We start from the raw sequence: 19,042 nt of genomic DNA, 5'->3' as shown, positions 1-19,042 counted from the left end.
CAGGCAGGGCAGCGAAAAGGCCGCCCGGCTTCCTTCAGTCAAGTCCGCCTTGGCAGTGATACTTGATCGACAGATAGTCGTCGAGGCCGTACTTCGAGCCTTCGCGACCATAGCCTGATTCCTTCACGCCACCGAACGGAGCGGCTTCGCTCGAGAGTGCCCCTTCGTTGATGCCCACGATGCCGGCTTCGAGCTGACGCGACACGCGGTCGATGCGACGCACGTCCTGGCTATAGAAGTACGATGCGAGCCCGAACGGCGTGTCGTTGGCAGCCTGAATTGCTTCGGCTTCGTCTTCGAAGCGAAACAACGGCACGACTGGGCCGAAGGTTTCCTCGCCGCACAGCTCCATGTCAGCGTTCGCATCGGCGAGCACGGTCGGTTCGAAATAGTGCGGGCCGAGTTCGGGCAGGCGCTTGCCGCCGGTCAGCACCCGCGCGCCGTGGCTGACGGCGTCGTCAACGTGACGCACGATCTTGTCGAGCGCGCGCACATTGATCATCGGGCCGATCTGCGCGGCGGGATCGGTGGCCGGCGCAACCTTCAGCGCTGCGACACGCTGGCTCAGCAGATCGGCAAAGCGCTCGTAGACGCCCGCCTGCACATAGACGCGGTTCGGACACACGCAGGTCTGGCCGCCGTTGCGAAATTTCGCCACCAGCAGGCCCGTGACGGCGGCGTCGAGATCGGCATCGTCGAAGACGATAAACGGCGCGTTTCCGCCCAGTTCCAGCGAAAGCTTCTTGAGCGTCGCCGCCGATTCGCGCGCCAGATATTTGCCGACCGGCGTCGAGCCGGTGAACGTGATCTTGCGCACCCGGCTGTCTTCGAGCCAGTCGGCGACAGCCGGTACCGCGCGTTCGCGCGAGGCCGTGATCAGGTTGAGCACGCCCGGCGGCACGCCCGCCTCATGCGCGAGCAGCACGAGTGCGAGCGCGGTCAACGGTGTGTCTTCCGCGGGCTTTGCGACCACCGTGCAGCCCGCTGCCAGCGCCGGCGCGATTTTGCGAGCGATCATGGCCAGCGGAAAATTCCACGGCGTGATCGCCGCGACGATGCCGACCGGTTCCTTCACGGCAGTCATGCGCTTGCCACGCTGCTGCTGCGGGATGATGTCGCCGTAGATACGTGTCGCTTCATCGGCAAACCAGGCGACGTAGGACGCGCCATAAGCGACCTCGCCCCGGCCTTCGGCAAGCGGCTTGCCCTGTTCCAGCGAGATCAGTTCACCGAGCACATCGGCATGTTCGAGAATCAGCGCATGCCAGCGGTGCAGAATCGCCGCACGCTCTTTGGGCAATGCGTCGCGCCATGCGGGGAACGCGCGCGCGGCGGCGTCGCTGGCGGCCCGCGCATCGGCGCGGTCGCTGTCGGCGACGTTGGTGATGACCTCCCCGGTGGCGGGGTTGGTCACCGCAAAGCGCGCACCGCTTGCCGCGGGAACCCAGCGACCATCGATGAAGTTGTCCGCGCGAATCAGTTCGCCCGGTTCGAGTTTGAAAGTCATTGAAGCCATTCCTGTTCAGAGATCATTGAAGCCACTTCCACTCCTGTTCGGCTTACCCGAGGCCGGCGGCGAGCCTGATTTGTCGCAGCACGGCTCAAGGTGCGATTGAGATCGATATGCAGAGCACTGCATATCAGGCGATCGTGGAATTGATCGGCGGCGCACGGATGATAGCCTCGAGCGCACTCCATCGGTGCGCCGCTGATCATGTGCAAAGCCTCAATACCTATCCGGCTTGCTACTGTCTCTGATCGCCTAAAACGTGTGGCGCACTCCCATATCGGCACCCAAGGTCATACCCTGCACGGCGTTCAGCGCACCGATGGCCAAGCCCGTGGTCTCTGCACCGTGATTGTCGACGAGGCCGATCTGCGCATAGAGCGAAGTTTCAGGAGAGAGGTAGTACTCCGTCCCCAAGGCCGCCATCAGCGAATGATTCGTCGTATCGCTGCGGTCGCTCGTGAACCAGACACCGCCATTGAGATCCCACTTCGGCAACCACGTGTAGTCGAGACCTGCTCCATAGACATAGTTATTGAGCTCCCCGGCAACCTTGTAGTTGACAACCGATGCCTTGGCCGTCAGATCACCGAATCTGTATGCCGCCCCAATGGTACGGCCTTCGAGCGCCAGCGTAGTCGGGACGGGGGTCTGCGCCGTGCCGCCGCTATTGCCGTCGAAAATCGCCGCATTGACCATCAGGCCACCATTCTCATATTTCAGGCTGGCGGAATATTGGCGTCCCGCCTGAAAGTCTCCCGCTGCGCCACCGAGCGCGAGCATCACGCTGCCCTTGAGTCCATCGATGTTCGGCGAGGTATACGACACGGCATTCGAAGTGAAAATACCGGTTGCAACCGCGTTGTCGATAAAGAGGATGAGGGCGCTGCCAAACTGCGAAAGGTCGCGAGGATCGGACTCCGCCACCGCGAAAAAGAACGGAGAGAACTGAAGGCCTGCCTTGAGGTCCCCGAAATTCCCATCGAGAGCGACCCATGCCTCCCGGCCGAACAGATTGCCGTTTGAATCGTCATAGCCGCCGTTGGCCATATCGATCCCGCTTTCGAGGTCAAACTCAGCCTTCAGCCCGCCACCCAGATCCTCGACTCCCTTCATGCCGAATTGCGAAGGTGAGGAGCCGCTATCGTTCATCGAAAACTGTCCGCCCTCGTTCTGGAAGGTCGTGGGGTTCGGCGTCTTGTTGGTGTACAGCAGACCGGCATCGACGATGCCGTACAAGGTCATACTGCTCTGCGCTTGTGCCATGCCGCATGACAGTGTGATTACTCCGCCAAAAATTACCTTCGATATCCATTTTTCTAATACCACCACCTTCGTCTCCTTACTATTTGCTGAAAATAGCGCCCGTAATTTTTTTCGTCAGCCGGTTGAACTATCTATGCTTCACCTCGGTTCAACCTGGACAGCCTCGTCGATCAAGTCAATCTTTTCTGGACGCCCTCTTCTGGCGATATGGTTTTTAACCACCGCCAGCGCCACAAGAACGAGGAGCATCGCGATCGCGAGCATGCCGAGATAAGCCTTAGGCCCCCCGGTCGTAATGACGGCTGCTCCGACAAATGCGCTGAGAACGGCGCCCAGCCGGCCGAATGCCAAGGCTGCCGCAGTACCCGTCGCCCGCACGCGGGTCGGATACACATAGGTGCACAGCGCGTACATCGTCGACTGCACCGCGTTGACAAACAGGCCATGAACACCGAACCCCAGGACCAACAGCCCCGGCGCTTTGGTGGCGTCCAGACCCTGCATCGCAAATGCGCTGAGCGCAGCGCCCGCACAGCAGATCGTCAAAGGCCAGCGCGACCCGAAACGCGCAATGGCAAAAGCACAGCCGAGCGCGCCGAACACACCGCCCAAGTTATAGGCCGTCAACCCGGAGCCCGCGATCGACGCAGGCAGTCCGGCCGACGCCAGCATCGTGGGTAGCCAGCTGAACGCGCTGTAGGAAGCAATCAGACACATGAAAAAGGCAGCCCAGATCGCCAGCGTGTCGCGTGCCATGCCCGCCTTGAAGAGCGATGCAAAACTGGACCGCTGTTCCTGCCGCGCTTCCACCGCGTCGACATAGGTCGTATCAGCGGCAACCGTGCGACCCATCCGGGCAAGCAGCGCGCGAAGCTCCTGCCAGCGCGCGGTACGGCGAACCAGAAAGCGTGGCGATTCCGGCATTGCGAATATCAGCATGATCCCGTAAGCCATAGGCAGAAGTCCGCCAAGGAAAAACAGGCTGCGCCAGCCGTGTGTCGACAGGATCTGCCCCGCGTAGAGCCCGGCCAGCATGCCGCCCAAGGGATACAGAACGATCGTGGCCGTCACGGCAAAGGTTCGCCATTTCGCAGGGGTAAACTCCGCCGTCGTCGTGGTTGAGCTGGGCAGCGCGCCGCCGATGCCGAACCCCGCCACCAGGCGTAACAGCGCGATGGTGGTGACGTCAGGCGCAAAACCCACGCAACTGGTCGCCGCGCCGAACACCATCACACTGGCGATCACGGCCCATCGTCTGCCGAAGCGATCGGCGAGCAGCCCCGCGCAGGCACTGCCGATACCCATGCCAATCAATCCCGCTGCGACGGCTGGCGCAAAAGCGTCGCGCGTGAGGTGCCATTCCTTCAGGATCCCGGGGATGGCGTAGCCAATCAGCTGGCCGTCGAAGCCATCCAGCACGATCGACATCGCAGCCAGAAAAACCGCGATCTTCTGCAGCGTCGTGAAGGGTCCATCGTCGATGAGCTTGCCAACGTCGACAGTGTTATTCATGGGTGTTGTCTCCTTTCTGATTTTTGCTGGACAGGCCGTGTTTCAAGTCACATTGGGGTGAACAAGGCGTGGCTATCCCTGGGTCGAACGGATTGAACGGGCGCATCCCATCCAGGCCATCGTGGCGCAAACGCGATGCGCGGGATCTCCATGTTGATTTAGTAAGGGCTGACTGTGAGAGAGTGGCGATCGTCTGACGACGCTTGCCGCGACCCGGAGTAGCTGCGGGCCAGTTCGGTGGCAGCCTGCACGAGCAGCGTGGTGTCGACACCGACCGCAACGAACTGCGCGCCTGCATCGAGATAGGACTGCGCCATCTGCCGATTCGCCATGAGCACACCGGCAGCCTTGCCGGCGGCCCGCACGGTATGGATACCGTCCAGAATCGCCCGTTGGACTTCGGGGTGCCCCGCCTGCCCCCGGTAGCCCATCGACGCGGACAGATCCGCGGGGCCGAAGAACACACCATCCACGCCCTCGACCGCGGCGATTTGCGACAGATTGCGCATCGCCAGCGTTGTCTCTGCCTGCACGAGCAGACACATTTCGTCGTTGGCACGGTTGAGGTAGTTTTCAACCTGGTTCCAGCGTGACGCTCGCGCTAGTGCCGCGCCCATGCCACGAATGCCGTCCGGCGCATAACGCATGGCGCGCACCATCAGTTCCGCTTGTTCGGCCGTGTCAATCATCGGGATCAGCAGTGTCTGCGCACCGACATCGAGGTATTGCTTGATGAGCGCCACGTCACCCTGTACGGGCCGGACCACCGGATGCACCGGATAGGGCGCGACCGCGCGAAGCTGCTCGAGCACCGTGCGCACGGTATTCGGTGCGTGCTCGCCGTCCAGCAGGAGCCAGTCGAAGCCGCATGGCGCCACGGCTTCCGCAACGTTGGCGTCGGCAAAGCCGACCCACAGCCCGATCTGTGTCTGCCCCGCACGCAGTGCGTCGCGAAAGGCGTTGGCCTGAATCTGCATCATGGATGAAAGACGATCAAATAAACCGGAACGAAACGCAGCCCAGCGATCCGTAGTCCACGTGGAAGGTGTCGCCCGCTGCCGCCGCTGTCGGTCGGGTGAAGGAGCCGGACAGCACGACGTCGCCAGCATTCAGTTGCTCGTCGTACGGGGCGATCTTGTTGGCAAGCCAGGCCACGCCGGTGGCCGGATGATTCAGCACGGCGGCGGCCAGCCCCGTTTCCTCGATCACGCCGTTCTTGTGCAGCAGTGCGCCGACCCGCCGCAGATCGACGTCCATCGGCCTGACCGGACTTCCGCCGAGCACGATGCCCGCATTGGCCGCAAAGTCGCTGATGGTGTCGAAAACCTTCCGCATGACTCGGGTCTCACGATCGAACTGCTCGATACGCGAGTCGATGATCTCGATTGCCGGTACCACGTAGCCGGACGCCGACAGCACGTCGAACAGCGTCACCCCCGGTCCTTTCAAGGGCTTGTCCAGAATGAAGGCCAGTTCGACCTCGACGCGCGGCGCGATGAAGCGGTTGAACGGAATGTCCCCGCCCGCTTCGAAGAACATGTCGTCCATCAACGGCGCGTAGTCGGGTTCAGTGATCTGGCTCGCCTGCTGCATCGCGCGTGAGGTCAGGCCGATCTTGCGGCCCTTGATCGTGCGGCCATCCGCGATTTCAAGCTTGACCCATTCGCGCTGGATCGCGTAGCCATCCTCGATCGTCATCTCGGGGAACTGCTTCGAGAAGTGACGCAACTGCGTGCGGGTCTTGCGTGCGTCGTAGAGCTGGCGAGCCAGTGACGCGATGATGTCTTGCGGGAGCATGGATCAGCCTTTGTTGAACAGAGGATGCAGCGAACTGTTCCTGGCGTTGAACACCTCGGAGCCTTCGTCTATCTGCAGGGTGATGCCGACGTGGCGGGTGGCCAGCAGCGGCTTGAAATGCACTTTCACGCGCTCATCCAGCGCCTTGCCGACGGCCTCGTGCACCGCGGCGTTGCGACCACGGCCCATGCGCAGGTTCAGGTAGACAAACGCGTAGTCGCCCGTGCCGCCTGCGGCACGCCCGGCCGCCCCGCCATCGGCTACCGCGAAGTGCGCCGCCGGAAAAGCCAGCACGCGCACACCGCCGACCGGGAACACGGGCTGACCCGCTTCGTCGCGTTGTGCGACCATCGTCTCGGCCAGCGCCTGGCACAACGCGCTCATATCGCTGCCGCCTTCGCTTGCGGGGCGGTCGAGGTTGGGCGTGTAAAGGATCGTCAGGTGTGGCATGGCAAATTCTTTTCGTTCGGATGCGCTTCAGAGACGCGGAAAGGCGCGGTAATTCTTCGCGGTCGAACCCTGCGGCGCGGGAATCGCGGCACCATTCTGCGGCGTGACCGGGAAGACCATGTTGATCTGACCCGTGCCCGAGGCGCCGAAATAGGACGTCAGCACTTCGGCCCGCCCGTCGTAGCCCGACCAGCCCAGCGCGCCGAGCATCATCGCCGTGTCGTGCATGAAACCCTCGCCATGGCCCTTCGACGCATACTCCGGCAGCATCTCGCAGAAGTCCTTCCATTGCCCGCGCTGCCACATCGCGACCACTTCCCTGTCGAGCGTCTCGAGGAAGGGGCTCCAGATCTTCAACGCGTATTCCGGTGCCAGACCGTTCTGTGCGAAGCGGTGGCTCAGACTGCCGCTTGCCAGGAAGGCAACCTTGCCATCGTAGTGATCCTCGACCGCGCGACGCATCGCCCAGCCAAGTCGAGCACTGTCGTTCAGATAGTGCACCGCGCATAGCGCCGAAACCGAGATCACCTTGAAGTGCTGGTCCGCATTCATGTAGCGCAGCGGCACCAGCGTGCCGTATTCCGGGGCGAGCGTCGTGGAGTCGTGAGCAAGCGTCTCCACACCGTGCTCATTGCAGATACGCGCCAGCAACTGACCGAGCCGCGCATTGCCGGGCGACTCGAACGGCATGTTGCTGATGAAATGCGGCAACTCGTTACTCGTGTACAGCCCCTTGAAATGCGGCGCGCAGTTGATGTGGTAGTTCGCATTGACCAGCCAGTGGGTATCGAACACCACCAGCGTATCGACACCCAGTTCACGACAGCGCCGCGAAATCTCGCGGTGTCCGTCGATCGCGTCCTGGCGTGTGCCTTTGCGCGGACCATCGAGTTCCGACAGGAACATCGAGGGCACATGCGTGATCTTGGCAACGAGTGAAAGTTCGCCCATAGCAGCCTCCTAGATTAGTGACACCCTGTCGGCGATGACCTTCAGGTCGTGCCCCATTGCGGGATGTGATGCGAACCGAGCGACACGCAGACGTTTTTCGGCTCGAGAAAAACCTCGTAGCTCCACGTACCGCCTTCGCGTCCGACGCCTGAAGCCTTGGTGCCGCCAAATGGCTGCCGCAGATCGCGCACGTTCTGGCTGTTGACGAAACACATGCCCGCTTCGATTGCCGCGGCCATGCGATGCGCGCGGCCGGTGCTTTCAGTCCAGATGTAGCTCGACAGTCCGTAGGCGATATCGTTGGCAAGCTGTACGGCATGCGCTTCGTCATCGAAGGGGATCAGGCAGGCCACCGGGCCGAAGATCTCTTCCTGCGCGATACGCATGCGGTTGTCGACGTCCACGAATACGGTGGGCCGTACATAGTTGCCCCGTCGCTGCGACTCCGGCAGATCAGGCACATCGAGTCCGCCGCACGCAAGCGTGGCACCTTCCTTCGGACCCAGTTCGATGTAGCTGCGCACCTTCGCCAGATGTGCCTGGCTGATCATCGGGCCGATGATGGTCTTGTCGCTGAGCGGATCGCCGACTGCAAGCCGTTTGGCCCGCTCGATGAAACGCTCGGCAAAGCGCGCGTAGATCGAGCGCTGGACCAGAATGCGCGAACCCGCTGTGCAGCGCTCACCGTTGTTCGAGAAGATCATGAAGACCGCGGCGTCCAGCGCACGCTCGAAGTCGGCGTCTTCAAAAATGACGAATGGCGACTTGCCACCCAGTTCCATCGAGAATTTTTTCAGGCCCGCCGTCTGCACGATCCGGTTGCCCGTCGCCGTCGATCCAGTGAAAGACACGGCACGGACGTCCGGGTGTGCCACGAGCGGTTCGCCCGTTTCCTTGCCGAAGCCGTGCACGACGTTCAGCACGCCCGCGGGGATACCGGCCTCGAGCGCGAGCGTGCCAAGCATCGACGCCGTCAATGGCGAAAGTTCGCTCATTTTCAGCACCGCCGTGTTACCGAACGCGATGCACGGCGCAAGCTTCCACGTCGCCGTCATGAACGGCACGTTCCAGGGCGAAATCAATGCGCACACGCCGACCGGATGAAACAGCGTGTAGTTCAGATGCGAATCGGTCGGATAGGTGTGGCCGTCGACCCGCGTGCAGAGTTCCGCGAAGTAGTTGAAGTTGTCGGCCGCGCGAGGGATCAGTTGCTTGCGCGTCTGCGAGATCGTCTGCCCCGTGTCCTTCGTCTCCGTCTCCGAAATCTCCGGCACGTTCTTCGAGATCAACTCGCCAAGCTTGCGGATCAGCTTCGCTCGTTCCGCTGGCGATTTGCCCGCCCATGCGGGAAACGCTTCCTTGGCAGCATGGACCGCCGCGTCGACCTCTTCAGCGGTGCCGCGTGCCACTTCCGCCAGGACTTCCTGGTTCGCTGGGTTGACGGTTTCGAAGTAGTCGCGTCCCGGCCGCGTCTTTCCGTTGATCAGATGCTCAATTCGCATTGCATTCCTCTGTCGCTCAAATACGTCCGAAGTCCGCGTCCGAGACGATGACATTGACAAGACGGCCAAGGCCATCGATCTCGCACACCACTTCGTCGCCTGCGTTCACATTGACGATGCCCTCGGGCGTTCCGGTCAGGATGACGTCGCCCGGAGCGAGCGTCATGAAGCTGCTCAGATACTCGATCAGCGCCGCAATATCCGTGACCAGATCACGCGTATTGCCTCGCTGCTGCAGCGCGCCGTTTACGTAGGTACGCAGTTCCAGTTGCGTCACGTCCGGGATGTCGGCGGCATCGACGAACCACGGCCCCAGCACCGTCCCGCCATCGCGATTCTTCACGCGCAGGTTGGGCCGATAGTAGTTTTCCAGGTAGTCGCGTATCGCGTAGTCGTTCGCGATCATGTAACCCGCGACGTGGTCCATCGCCGTCGCGCGTTTTACGTTGTGTGCCGTGCGGCCGATCACGACGGCCAGTTCGCACTCGTAGTGCATGAAGGTGACATCGGCAGGCCGGCGCGTGACACCGCGATGACCGATGACCGTGCCCGGACCTTTGAGGAAGACGAGCGGTTCTTCCTGCTTCGAGAACTGCAATTCCTTTGCATGCTCGGCATAGTTGAGGCCCAGCGCGAAGATCGTGCCGACCTCGATCGGAGCAAGCCAGACCACTTCGTCTTCCCGCCGTATCCGGCCGTCACCGAGGCGCACGCGGTTGCCCTCGGGATACGCCTCGTAAATCGCGCCTGCGTACGCTATGCGGCCACGCATCATGGCTGGTCTCCATCTTGATGATTCACACCGACAAACGACACGCTCAAGGGCGCCCACGCATCGATCGACACGATGGCCTCATCGCCCGCTTGGGCAACCGGCGAACCGTGCGGCACGCCCAACGTGAGGACGTCGCCCGCGGACAGCGTCATGAACTCGGTCACATCCGCGATGAGACGCGCCACATTGCGCACGGTCGAAGTCGTGCTCGCGTTGAAATCCGGTTTGCCGGCGAGCTTTACGTTGATCGCGAGATTGTCGGGGTCTACCACGTGCCGCTTCGCGACGAGCGCCGGACCGACGACACAGAACCTGTCGCGCGCGCGCATGCGCACCGAAGGACGATAGACGCTGGAATGGGGCAGGCTGAGATCCGCCACGATGGTGTAGCCGGCCACGTAGTCGAACGCGTTATCGACGGCCACGCGGGTCGCAGTGCGCCCAATCACAATGCCCAGCGACGCGCCAACTTCGATACCCGCCGAATCAACTGGGACCTCGACGCGTGTCCGATGTCCTGCGAGCGTGTTGCGCGGCTTGAGGTAAAGAATCGGTGCTTTGGGAGGCGCCTTGTACGGCGCGGCGTGTACCGCGTCGCCCAGTGCAAGAAGCGCCGCACGGTCGTTGAGTAGCGTTCCGTAGACCGCACCCGTCACAGGCGACCGACACGCTGTGCCGCGTGCCAGCGCGGCGGAGACCGCCTGCGCATCGGCCTCGCGAGGAAGGACGTCCCCCTCGGGATGAAACAGGTGGTCAGCAAGTGCAAACATAAGCCAGGATCCCTGCCCCTACAAAATACTAACATGTTAGCAATTATGCGCCTGATATGATTTGGGGTCAATCGAACGCCAGCTCGTTGTGGGTTCTCCCTGGAACGCGACATTTACTTTTCCATCGTTCGCCATGCCTGCATCCACTGCCGATCACACGCTCCATCGCAACCTGCCCATGCTGCTGCTCCGCGCGCGAGAGAAGATGATGGTGCGTTTCCGCCCCGTGATCACTGCGCACGGGCTCACCGAACAGCAGTGGCGCGTGATTCGCGCGCTCAACGAAAGCGGACCGATGGAGCCCAGGCAGATTTCCGACATCTGCACGATATCGAGTCCGAGTATGGCCGGCGTGCTCGCGCGCATGGAGAGCATGGGGTTGATCACGAAGGAACGTTTCGCCGAGGACCAGCGCAGGGTTCTTGTGTCGTTGACGCCACAGAGTGTCAAGCTGGTCCGGGTGATCACGAAGGATCTCGAGGCGCACTATCGAGAGCTGGAGCGTAAGGTGGGGCCTGAAATCGTGGAGCGCGTGTACCGTGCCGTGGATGACCTGCTGGCAGGTCTTGAGTCATGTGATGACGAGGCGGTCGCATAAAGGCCCGCAACAATCGAGGATCGCCAGTCCGACATTCGAACCGGTCAGTTCGACGCCCACAGTATGCCTCGGCGCGGCAAACATCCGTTTCGCGCCAACATTAAAAAATATTTACCCGGACCCGCATACGCTTGCCAAGCATGCGAAGCCACGAAAGTCACAGGCTGACCGCCACCGTCAAGCGAACATCTCGGGCCGCAAATCGCTGACTTCGACGATCACATCGGCGGGCAGGTTCGCGCGTCGCGCGGCAGCGCGGATGGCTTCGGCATTGGGCGCCTCGTACAAGCAGTATGTCTTTCTCTTATCTGCGCTGAGAAAGGAGAAGAGCCATTTGACGCCCTCCTCGTCGTTGATCCGAATGACAGATGCTGCACCTTCGTCAGTAAGCTCGAGCTTCTCGGCGAAGTTTCTTTCAATGATGAAACGCGGCATGAGGTCCTCCTTCACACGTTGCGTGTGCTGCAGGTTCAACTATGCAATATCCATGTGCAAATTCGCAGCCCCAGAGCCACTCGGCGTGCCACCAATACGCTCCAGAAGCGCGAACATCTTGAGCTCTTTCGCGGTCTCAGCCGCAGTGGTGAGCAGATCTGCCGCCCGTGCACGGTCGCCCTTTCGATTGCGGACCGACAGCATGACAGCGAATTCGTGCCGACTATGCGCCAACCATGGCCACGCCCGCAAGTGATCATCCATGCGCAAGGCGTATTCGAAATGCTCTTCGGCAGCAGACCAATCGCCAATAGCACCGGCGAGCATACCGAGGTACCGTGCCACAGATCCACAGCACAGGGTAACGGCAGGAACGGTTACGACTTGATCCCGGTAAGGTAGAAGCAAAGAATAAATGAGCTCGGCGTGCTTGGTTTCACGAAGCCGGGCAGCGACTTCCGCAAGATAGGTCAAGGTGACGAGCCGCTTGCTATCCACTGGGATGGAGGAATCCGATTCCGCCAGCCGATCGAGATTGTTGCGGGCTTGCGCCTCGAAGCCGAGATCGCTCGCGATCAACATCAGGCCGGGCCGCCAGGTCGCGTCCTCGGGATGCTCGTCGACAAACCGCTTGAGCAGCGGCGCGACCTCGGCGAGCCGACCTTGTTCGCGGCGTATCGTGAACATCTGCATGCCGTAGACGCCCGGCGCAAACTTTGCGTCAACGCTCTCCGCCATCTCCAGGGAATCTGTCGCCTTGCGCTCCGCGAGTGCGAAGTCACCGACGAGGATGGCCTGCATCGCCTGCGTACCGGTCACACACCACTTGTCCACGAAGTGCTGTCCACTTGCGGCAACTTGTTGATATCTTTCCAGAGCCTTCTCGAAGCGTTCGACATCTCCGATTTCGAGGTAGCCGGTGAGACATCGGGCGCATGCGTGACCAATGCAATGCGCATCACTAAGTTCCTCGGCGATTTGGCTCAGTTCTTCCAACACACTTCGACGCTCCGGGAATTTCGCCGCCGGCAAATGGCGGGCGCCGACATGCATCACCTCGCACAGCAAGGCGTCGAACAAGCTTTGTCGATCGCCGAGGCGTCTCGCCAGTGCGACAGCCTGGCGAGTCATTTCACCTCCTCGTTGGAATGCGCTGGTCATGTGAAGGGTGCGAACCAGTCGGCTCAATAGGCGAGAACGCTCAACGGTTTCCACGGTGCCGATCGAAGCAAGCGCCTCTTCCAACAAGGCAGTCGATGCCTCTCCTGAGCCTACGAGGAACGTCTCCGCGGTGTCGAACCCCAACGCCGCCTGCACGAGATACGACGATAGCTTCTCTACCCGAGCTATCTGAGCGGCCTGCCGAAACGTTTCAATCGCATCCCGGCGACCCAATCTCTGCTCCGCCCCGCCTCGTATCAGAAGCAGGGGCAATCTACGGGTGGCCCGATCGTGCTCACCGAGCAAGAGACCTTCGGCCAGTTGCAGCCCGCGCTGCGCATGGGCGATAGCCTCTACGCAGGCGGCGCGCGCAAGCGCTCGTTCACCGGCACGCTGCCAATAGCTGATCGCGCGATCCGGCAGGTCGGCGGCAGTGAGGTTCTGGGCGATCAGCTCCGGCTGTCGCTCGACGATCTCTGGGTATTGATGCTCGAGCGCATCGGCAATCAGGCCATGGTAATGGCGACGGCGCGCAAGCAACAGGGATTGATATGCGATCTCCTGGATCAGCGCGTGACGGAACAAATACGCTCCCCCGTCCGCCGCGGCACCTGGAGCCGGCATGATAATTTCGGCCTCAATCAAGCGATCAAGCGTTTCCTGCAGCTCGTTCTCGGGCTTGGAAGCGATCAGGGCGAGGAGCCTCCGGCCGAATTCCCGCCCGATGGTCGCCGCGATTTGAGCAATCTCCTTGACAGTCGCCTCCAGCCGATCAAGCTGCGACAGGAGCGAGCCTTGCAGCGTGTCGGGAATCGCAATGGCCTTCGGTGCCCCTTTCAACTCGTAGCGGGTGCCCGCGTCAAGCAACAGGTCACCCTGAAGCACCGTCTTCGTCAACTCCTCGACGAATAGCGGTACGCCGTCCGTCTTTGCAATGATCTGATTCAGCACCAACGCTGGAAGCGGCTTGCCCTCGGTCAGCCGTTCGATCATCGCGATGCAGTCCCGTCGCGAGAGCCGATCGAGATTGACCTGCACGAGGTGAGGATAAGTCCATCCCGGTTTGAACTCGGGCCTTGTCGTGAGCAGCACCAGTAGCCGGGCCGCCACCAGTCGCTCCAGCATGAGCCGCACGAACTCCAGCGACGACGGATCGATCCAATGGGCGTCTTCGACGAGGACGAGAACCGGCTGACGATGCGTCATCTTTTCGATCATGGAGACGAGCACGTCCAGGGTTCGCCGTTTGAAGTAATCGGAAGATGCGTCGATCGCCGGATACCGTTCGGTTGTCGGAATGGCGAGCAAGGTCGCGAGCACGGGGACCGCCTCGTCGATATCGACGCCTAGCTCGCCGAACACGGCCTCCAGCCGTTCGACGTCGGAAGCGACGAGGGCCTTGGGATCCAGGTCGAAGGTTCGCTGCAGCGATTGCAGCACTGGCCAGAATGGGCTGTTGCGATCGTATGAAGAACAGTGGAACGAAACGACTTCATGCGCCTCGCCACTGATTCCGTCACGGAAGGCCCGCAGCATGCGCGACTTTCCGATCCCGGGCTGACCGGCCAATAGCACGCAGCGCATTTCGCCGTCGGTGCTCTGCTTCCAGCGTTGCCGAAGCATGTCGAGCTCGGCGGTTCGACCGATGAGCGGCGTCATCCCGCGGCGCGCCCTGATCTCGAAGCGGTCTACCGCATCGGTCTGCGCCACGACCTGATGAACCTCGACAGGTCCGGAGACACCCTTCAACTCGCGCCAGCCGAGGCTTTCAAGCAAAAACGATCCCTGGATCAGCCGCTCGGTAGTCGGGCCGACGACGATTGCGTCGGACGGAGCCAGAGATTGCAGCCTTGCCGCGACGATGGGGGCCTCTCCGACAATCGCCTGGTGATCCAGGGAGGCCCCTGCACCAATTTCGCCTGCAACCACGAGGCCGGTCTCGATTCCGATACGCAAATGCAGGCGCACGCCATCCTCGGCTTCGAGACGTTCGTTCGCCTGGCAAAGCGCTGAGATGACGGCGAGCCCAGCGAGTACCGCGCGCACGGCATCGTCTTCATGCGCATCGGGGTAGCCGAAATAGACGAGGAGTCCGTCACCGATATACTGGGCGATATGGCCTTCATGAGCTTCGATCGCACTTGCGCAAGCTTGGTGGAAGACCCCGAGCACGCGTCGCATGTCTTCGGGATCGAACCGTTCGGCAAGCGGTGTCGAGTCGATCAAGTCGACGAACATCACCGTGAGCTGTCGTCTCTCGGCCTCCGAAGGTCCCGACGCAGGCGCCGAAGACGCGGCCGGCCGCTCAGGTTCGCGTTCGTACGGTGGCGCCCGTCCATCAGTCAGCGTCGCACGGGCTTTTAACAGCCGCTTCCGGTCGCCCAAAGGCAGACCTAGCTCTTTCAAGTCCTGTTCCGAAAGATCGCCAAGCACGTCCCAGTCGATCCCTTGCGAAGCGAACGTCACCGCGTGCTCACCGAGCCCAACCTGCACCAGCCATCTCGTCAGATCGTCGGTCATCGCCTGACCTCTGTTGCGCCGCTCACCACCAGGGCATCTCCTCACGACCTACTCCATCACCCGTGTCTGTGACAGGCGGCGCCAGTCGCGTCCCGGTCGGATGAGGCGTTCCTTGCCACGGCAATCGTTTCGGTCAGCGTCGACTGACTTCACCTCGTGCTAAGCATTGCCAACTTTTTCGAGGGTCTGACACGCTCGCCGCTTCAGTCTAGCCGACAGGACCCCTGTTTCCAAGGCACGTCTTCCCACACCTCGGCAGGGATGAATAGCCCCTTCTGCCCCACGACAACTAGGTCCAGCGACACGCGATAGTCAACGGAATCACCCATTTACCATCAGGCGGGCCGATCACGCTCGGGCCGAACGGATGAAATGCTTCGGAAAACACCTTGCCTACGCAGCGAGTGCTGCATCCACCGCAGGCAGATAGCTGCTGAACCCCGCTCCGATGAGGGCTGTGCGTACGCGCTCGAGTTCGCGCCGTGCGTGTTCGTCAGAGCGGTCCTGCACCGCGCCGGCGAGGGCGCGGCCACGAGCCGCAAACAATTGCGCCCAGGGCAAGGGCTCGACACGCGTGTAGTCTTCGAGGGCAGTGACGTAGCGCAGTGCGCCAGCCGCGTCGCCGGCAGACAGCATCGCCTCGATGGCGTCGCGATAGAACCAGAGATGATTGTGCCCGACCGCGCCGCGGCGCAGCAGCTCGACTCCCTCTGCGAGCAGACGCGTACGCTCGCCGCCGTCCTCTACGGCGCGGCTAAGTGCACCCACGGCCTTGGGTGCGGTGAACTGCATGCCCACTTCGCGGCAGATCGCCAGCGCTTTGCGCAACACTTCGGCGGCGTCTTTCCGGTAGCCCTCGTCAAGGAGCACACGCGCTCGCATTTCTGTATTCTGTGCCTCGAATCGCCGCGCTCCCAGTTGACGGACCCACTGCAATTCGCGCTCCAGATGGACCACGGTAGCCTGCATGTCGCCCATTTCGTAGCAGACAACGGCGCCCAACGTTTCGCACAGCATCTGCGCGCGCGGTTGCCCGACCAGTGCAGCCGCGCGTGCTGTCGCGCTCAGGTCCTCGCGTGCCTCGCGAGCTTCGTTGAGGTAGATCCGGCTGAAGCCGGCCATCGAACGATTCGCGACCTCGATACGGCCGAAACCGTGTTCGCGACTCAGCGCAACGCAACGGCTGAAGTGTTCGAAAGCGGTGCGCATCCGCCCTTGCGCATAGGCAGCGTCTGCAATGCCACCGAGCGCGCGTGCCTCCGCTTCCGGCAAGCCGAGACGCAGCGCATACGCGAGCCCCTGCTCGTGCTCGGCGCGGCACGCCTCGATCTTGCCAAGCGGAAAGAGGATGTTGCCGCGCAGATGATGCAGGCGCGCGAGTTCGGGCACCATGTTCAGATGTTGCGCCACATGGACAGCCACGTCGAGCAGCGAGAGGGCCTCCGTCAGGCCTTCGTTCACCCGCAGCCCCTCGGCCAGACCAAGCTGGGACTTACAGAGACTCGCTTCGTCCGGAGCGGTGGCCACCGCGGTGCGGTATGTCGCAATCGACGCCGCGATGTCGCCAAGATCCCGTTGCAATTCGCCCTTCAAACAGGTGAGCGCGTGGCGCTCCTCATCCTTTTGTGCAATGTCCAGACCTCGTTCGACCAGACGAAACGCTGCCTCGGTAGAGTAGGCGGCGCGTTGCGTGATCGCCGCGTCGAGATACGCCTGCGGTGCCCGCTCATCCTCGGCACGATCGAGATGCTGGGCGCGCAGCACCGGGTCAGTCGCGGCAAACCAGTCGGCCGCCAACCGGTGCAGCTCGCGCCGGCGAGCCCGCAGCAGTGTCGAGTACGCGCCTTCTTGAATGAGCGCGTGGGCAAACAGGAAGTCTTCGCCCTCCGGCAAGACGAGCGCATTGGCGACGAGCCCTTTGCAAACGTAATCAGGGGCAGCGATCAGCCGCCGGAGCAAGGCGAGGCCAAAGCGCTGGCCGATCACCGCGGCGGCCTGGAACGCTTCGTGGTCGCGCGGCGTCAGTCTGTCCATGCGCGCCAGCACGAGACTCTGGATGGTAGAAGGAACCGCCTCTTCCCTACCTTCCTCCGCGTTGAGCAGGAGTTGCTCGAGGAACAGCGGATTGCCGCTTGCGCGCTCGATACAGGCTCGCGCGACGCGCTCGCTCGCATCGATAAAGCTGCCGGCGAGACTCAGCGCCTCATCGCTGCGCAATGGCCCGAGATCGATCGTGGCGAAGGACGTGCCGTGGCATCCTGCCCGCCATGCCGCGTCAAGCGGATCACCTTCAACACGCGACGTCATCACAAGCAGGCCCGGACCGTTCGTGAGAGCCGCAGCAACCGCGGACAGGTAACTGAGCACCTGCAGGTCGGCCCAATGCAGGTCTTCCACGACAATCATGATTGGGCCGCGCCGACAAACGTCCTCGGTGATGGCCGCAACGACCGCGCGCTTGCCGCCCGCACGTGCGGCATTGTCCAAGGCGTCGTAGAGTGTGCGCCACTCGCCGCATTGCGGGAGGTCGAGGATGTCATGGAGAAACATCAACTGGTCAGCGCCGACAGCGCCTGAAGCGGCGATGCGCCCGGCGGCGGCACGCCGGTCATCGGCCCCGGCCGCGGGCCTCAGGCCCAGGAGGCTGCAGACGATCGTGCGGATGGGGTCCTGAGCTTTGCCTACGCCGAAATCCAGCACGAGGCCGCGATGACCGACAAAGCCCAATGCTTCGGCGAAGTGACGCATCTCTTCGACGAGCCGCGTCTTGCCGATGCCCGCCTCGCCGCGGACGTAGACGACGTGGCCGGCCCGCTGTTGCAGACACGCGTGGACGAGGCCCTTGAACTGCTCGAGTTCCGCCTTGCGACCGACAAAGAGCGTGCGATTCGTCGTTAGCGCCTCACTCGCGAGGCCCCGCAAACGCCACACGCGCACCGGCGTGTCGAGCCCTTTGAAGCGCATCTCGCCTGCGGAATCGCTGACGATGGCGCTGGCGAGTCTGCGATGCACGCTGTCGGAGAGCAGCGTCTCCGCGGGACCGGCAGCGGCGACCAGGCGGGCGGCGAGATTCACGGAGTCGCCGAGCACCGTATAGTCCTCGACGTCGACACGCCCGAGCGGACCGGCGATCACCTCTCCGCTGGCGATACCCACGTGCGCCCTAAGCGGATGCCCCGCCTGCCCGCGCAACCCGTTAAGCGCCTCATGAATGTCCAGGGCGGCGCGTGCCGCGCGCAATGGGTCGGTATCGTGCGCGCGCGGCGCGCCGAAGATGGCCATCACGGCGTCACCGATGTGCTTGTCGATCGTGCCGCCGTAGCCCAGAACGATCCCATCGACGAGCGTCGTATAACGGCCAGTCAACTCGCGCAGTTCTTCCGGATCGAGCGATTGCGACAGCGCGGTAAATCCACAAAGATCGGCAAAGAGAATCGTGACCTGCCGACGCTCGCTTCTTGGCGCATCGACAGCGGGCGTCGCCGCGTACGGTGCAGCGGCGCGCTGATCTGCAATCGCCGCCAGCATGCGCTTGCGGTGCCCGAGCGAGACAATGCCGAGCTCTTTGAGGTCCGCGTCGCTGAGTTGAGCGAGGATCGCGAGATCGATGTCGTTCTCGGCAAACGCCGGTGCGTATTGCTCAAGACCCAATGCCTGCAGCCACCGATCGATATCCATCACCGTCGCCCAATCTGTTCAGGTGAAAGCACAGTGTACGTCCAGCCTGCCGGCCCGGATACAGCACATGCCACCGAAGATTTCGCATGCATCGGCCAGATGGGCGAGTGTGAGGCGTCA

General features: G+C 62.3%; 14 protein-coding genes. 1 reads left to right on the top strand and 13 read right to left on the bottom strand.

Annotation, left to right across the window (positions count from 1 at the left end; translation table 11 throughout):
* Positions 1–34: 34 nt before the first annotated feature.
* From HV670_RS17700 to HV670_RS17655, 10 genes are all read right to left on the bottom strand, one after another.
* Positions 35–1,507: an NAD-dependent succinate-semialdehyde dehydrogenase gene (locus HV670_RS17700; RefSeq protein WP_175106108.1), complete on the bottom strand. Its 1,473-nt coding sequence runs from the start codon at positions 1,505–1,507 to the stop codon at positions 35–37.
* Between the two features lie 255 nt (positions 1,508–1,762).
* On the bottom strand, positions 1,763–2,818 hold the full coding sequence (locus HV670_RS17695) for a porin (protein ID WP_281362420.1): 1,056 nt from the start codon (positions 2,816–2,818) through the stop codon (positions 1,763–1,765).
* 93 nt (positions 2,819–2,911) lie between these two features.
* A complete protein-coding gene (locus HV670_RS17690; RefSeq protein ID WP_175106107.1) occupies positions 2,912–4,285 on the bottom strand; it encodes an MFS transporter in 1,374 nt (457 codons plus the stop codon).
* Positions 4,286–4,443: 158 nt separating this feature from the next.
* Positions 4,444–5,265, bottom strand: a complete 822-nt coding sequence (hpaI, locus tag HV670_RS17685) for a 4-hydroxy-2-oxoheptanedioate aldolase (protein WP_281362416.1) — start codon at positions 5,263–5,265, stop codon at positions 4,444–4,446.
* Positions 5,266–5,278: 13 nt separating this feature from the next.
* A complete protein-coding gene (gene hpaH, locus HV670_RS17680) occupies positions 5,279–6,082 on the bottom strand; it encodes a 2-oxo-hept-4-ene-1,7-dioate hydratase (RefSeq protein WP_175106106.1) in 804 nt (267 codons plus the stop codon).
* Positions 6,083–6,085: 3 nt separating this feature from the next.
* Entirely contained in the window at positions 6,086–6,532 is a 447-nt protein-coding gene (locus tag HV670_RS17675) for a 5-carboxymethyl-2-hydroxymuconate isomerase (RefSeq protein WP_175106105.1), read from the bottom strand.
* A gap of 27 nt (positions 6,533–6,559) precedes the next feature.
* A complete protein-coding gene (hpaD, locus tag HV670_RS17670) occupies positions 6,560–7,483 on the bottom strand; it encodes a 3,4-dihydroxyphenylacetate 2,3-dioxygenase (protein WP_175106104.1) in 924 nt (307 codons plus the stop codon).
* Between the two features lie 41 nt (positions 7,484–7,524).
* Entirely contained in the window at positions 7,525–8,985 is a 1,461-nt protein-coding gene (hpaE, locus tag HV670_RS17665) for a 5-carboxymethyl-2-hydroxymuconate semialdehyde dehydrogenase (RefSeq protein ID WP_175106103.1), read from the bottom strand.
* A gap of 16 nt (positions 8,986–9,001) precedes the next feature.
* Positions 9,002–9,760, bottom strand: coding sequence for a fumarylacetoacetate hydrolase family protein (locus tag HV670_RS17660; RefSeq protein ID WP_175106102.1), 759 nt, complete (start codon positions 9,758–9,760; stop codon positions 9,002–9,004).
* Positions 9,757–10,530 carry a fumarylacetoacetate hydrolase family protein gene (locus HV670_RS17655; RefSeq protein ID WP_175106101.1) on the bottom strand — a complete coding sequence of 258 codons (774 nt, stop codon included), beginning with the start codon at positions 10,528–10,530 and terminating at the stop codon, positions 9,757–9,759. The genes HV670_RS17660 and HV670_RS17655 overlap by 4 nt, the downstream gene beginning before the upstream one ends.
* Before the next feature lie 178 nt (positions 10,531–10,708).
* Between HV670_RS17655 and hpaR the strand changes: the two genes are divergently transcribed.
* On the top strand, positions 10,709–11,128 hold the full coding sequence (gene hpaR / locus HV670_RS17650) for a homoprotocatechuate degradation operon regulator HpaR (RefSeq protein WP_175106152.1): 420 nt from the start codon (positions 10,709–10,711) through the stop codon (positions 11,126–11,128).
* Between the two features lie 177 nt (positions 11,129–11,305).
* On the opposite strand, the gene HV670_RS17645 is transcribed toward hpaR, so the two are convergent.
* From HV670_RS17645 to HV670_RS17635, 3 genes are all read right to left on the bottom strand, one after another.
* Positions 11,306–11,563 carry a nickel-binding protein gene (locus HV670_RS17645; protein WP_175106100.1) on the bottom strand — a complete coding sequence of 86 codons (258 nt, stop codon included), beginning with the start codon at positions 11,561–11,563 and terminating at the stop codon, positions 11,306–11,308.
* Between the two features lie 39 nt (positions 11,564–11,602).
* A complete protein-coding gene (locus tag HV670_RS17640) occupies positions 11,603–15,244 on the bottom strand; it encodes an ATP-binding protein (RefSeq protein ID WP_175106099.1) in 3,642 nt (1,213 codons plus the stop codon).
* A gap of 393 nt (positions 15,245–15,637) precedes the next feature.
* Complete coding sequence (locus HV670_RS17635) at positions 15,638–18,922, bottom strand: adenylate/guanylate cyclase domain-containing protein (RefSeq protein ID WP_175106098.1); 3,285 nt, start codon at positions 18,920–18,922, stop codon at positions 15,638–15,640.
* Positions 18,923–19,042 lie beyond the last annotated feature (120 nt).

Source organism: Pararobbsia alpina (genome assembly GCF_902859895.1).
Lineage (GTDB): Bacteria > Pseudomonadota > Gammaproteobacteria > Burkholderiales > Burkholderiaceae > Pararobbsia > Pararobbsia alpina.
This window is presented reverse-complemented; position numbering and strand designations above follow the sequence as displayed.

Coding starts and splice junctions, on each gene's coding strand:
- HV670_RS17660 (WP_175106102.1), bottom strand. CDS start 9,760: ATGATGCGTGGCCGCATAGCGTACGCAGGCGCGATTTACGAGGCGTAT.
- HV670_RS17675 (WP_175106105.1), bottom strand. CDS start 6,532: ATGCCACACCTGACGATCCTTTACACGCCCAACCTCGACCGCCCCGCA.
- HV670_RS17635 (WP_175106098.1), bottom strand. CDS start 18,922: ATGGATATCGATCGGTGGCTGCAGGCATTGGGTCTTGAGCAATACGCA.
- hpaH (WP_175106106.1), bottom strand. CDS start 6,082: ATGCTCCCGCAAGACATCATCGCGTCACTGGCTCGCCAGCTCTACGAC.
- HV670_RS17640 (WP_175106099.1), bottom strand. CDS start 15,244: ATGACCGACGATCTGACGAGATGGCTGGTGCAGGTTGGGCTCGGTGAG.
- HV670_RS17700 (WP_175106108.1), bottom strand. CDS start 1,507: ATGACTTTCAAACTCGAACCGGGCGAACTGATTCGCGCGGACAACTTC.
- HV670_RS17655 (WP_175106101.1), bottom strand. CDS start 10,530: ATGTTTGCACTTGCTGACCACCTGTTTCATCCCGAGGGGGACGTCCTT.
- HV670_RS17645 (WP_175106100.1), bottom strand. CDS start 11,563: ATGCCGCGTTTCATCATTGAAAGAAACTTCGCCGAGAAGCTCGAGCTT.
- hpaE (WP_175106103.1), bottom strand. CDS start 8,985: ATGCGAATTGAGCATCTGATCAACGGAAAGACGCGGCCGGGACGCGAC.
- HV670_RS17690 (WP_175106107.1), bottom strand. CDS start 4,285: ATGAATAACACTGTCGACGTTGGCAAGCTCATCGACGATGGACCCTTC.
- hpaD (WP_175106104.1), bottom strand. CDS start 7,483: ATGGGCGAACTTTCACTCGTTGCCAAGATCACGCATGTGCCCTCGATG.
- hpaR (WP_175106152.1), top strand. CDS start 10,709: ATGCTGCTGCTCCGCGCGCGAGAGAAGATGATGGTGCGTTTCCGCCCC.
- hpaI (WP_281362416.1), bottom strand. CDS start 5,265: ATGATGCAGATTCAGGCCAACGCCTTTCGCGACGCACTGCGTGCGGGG.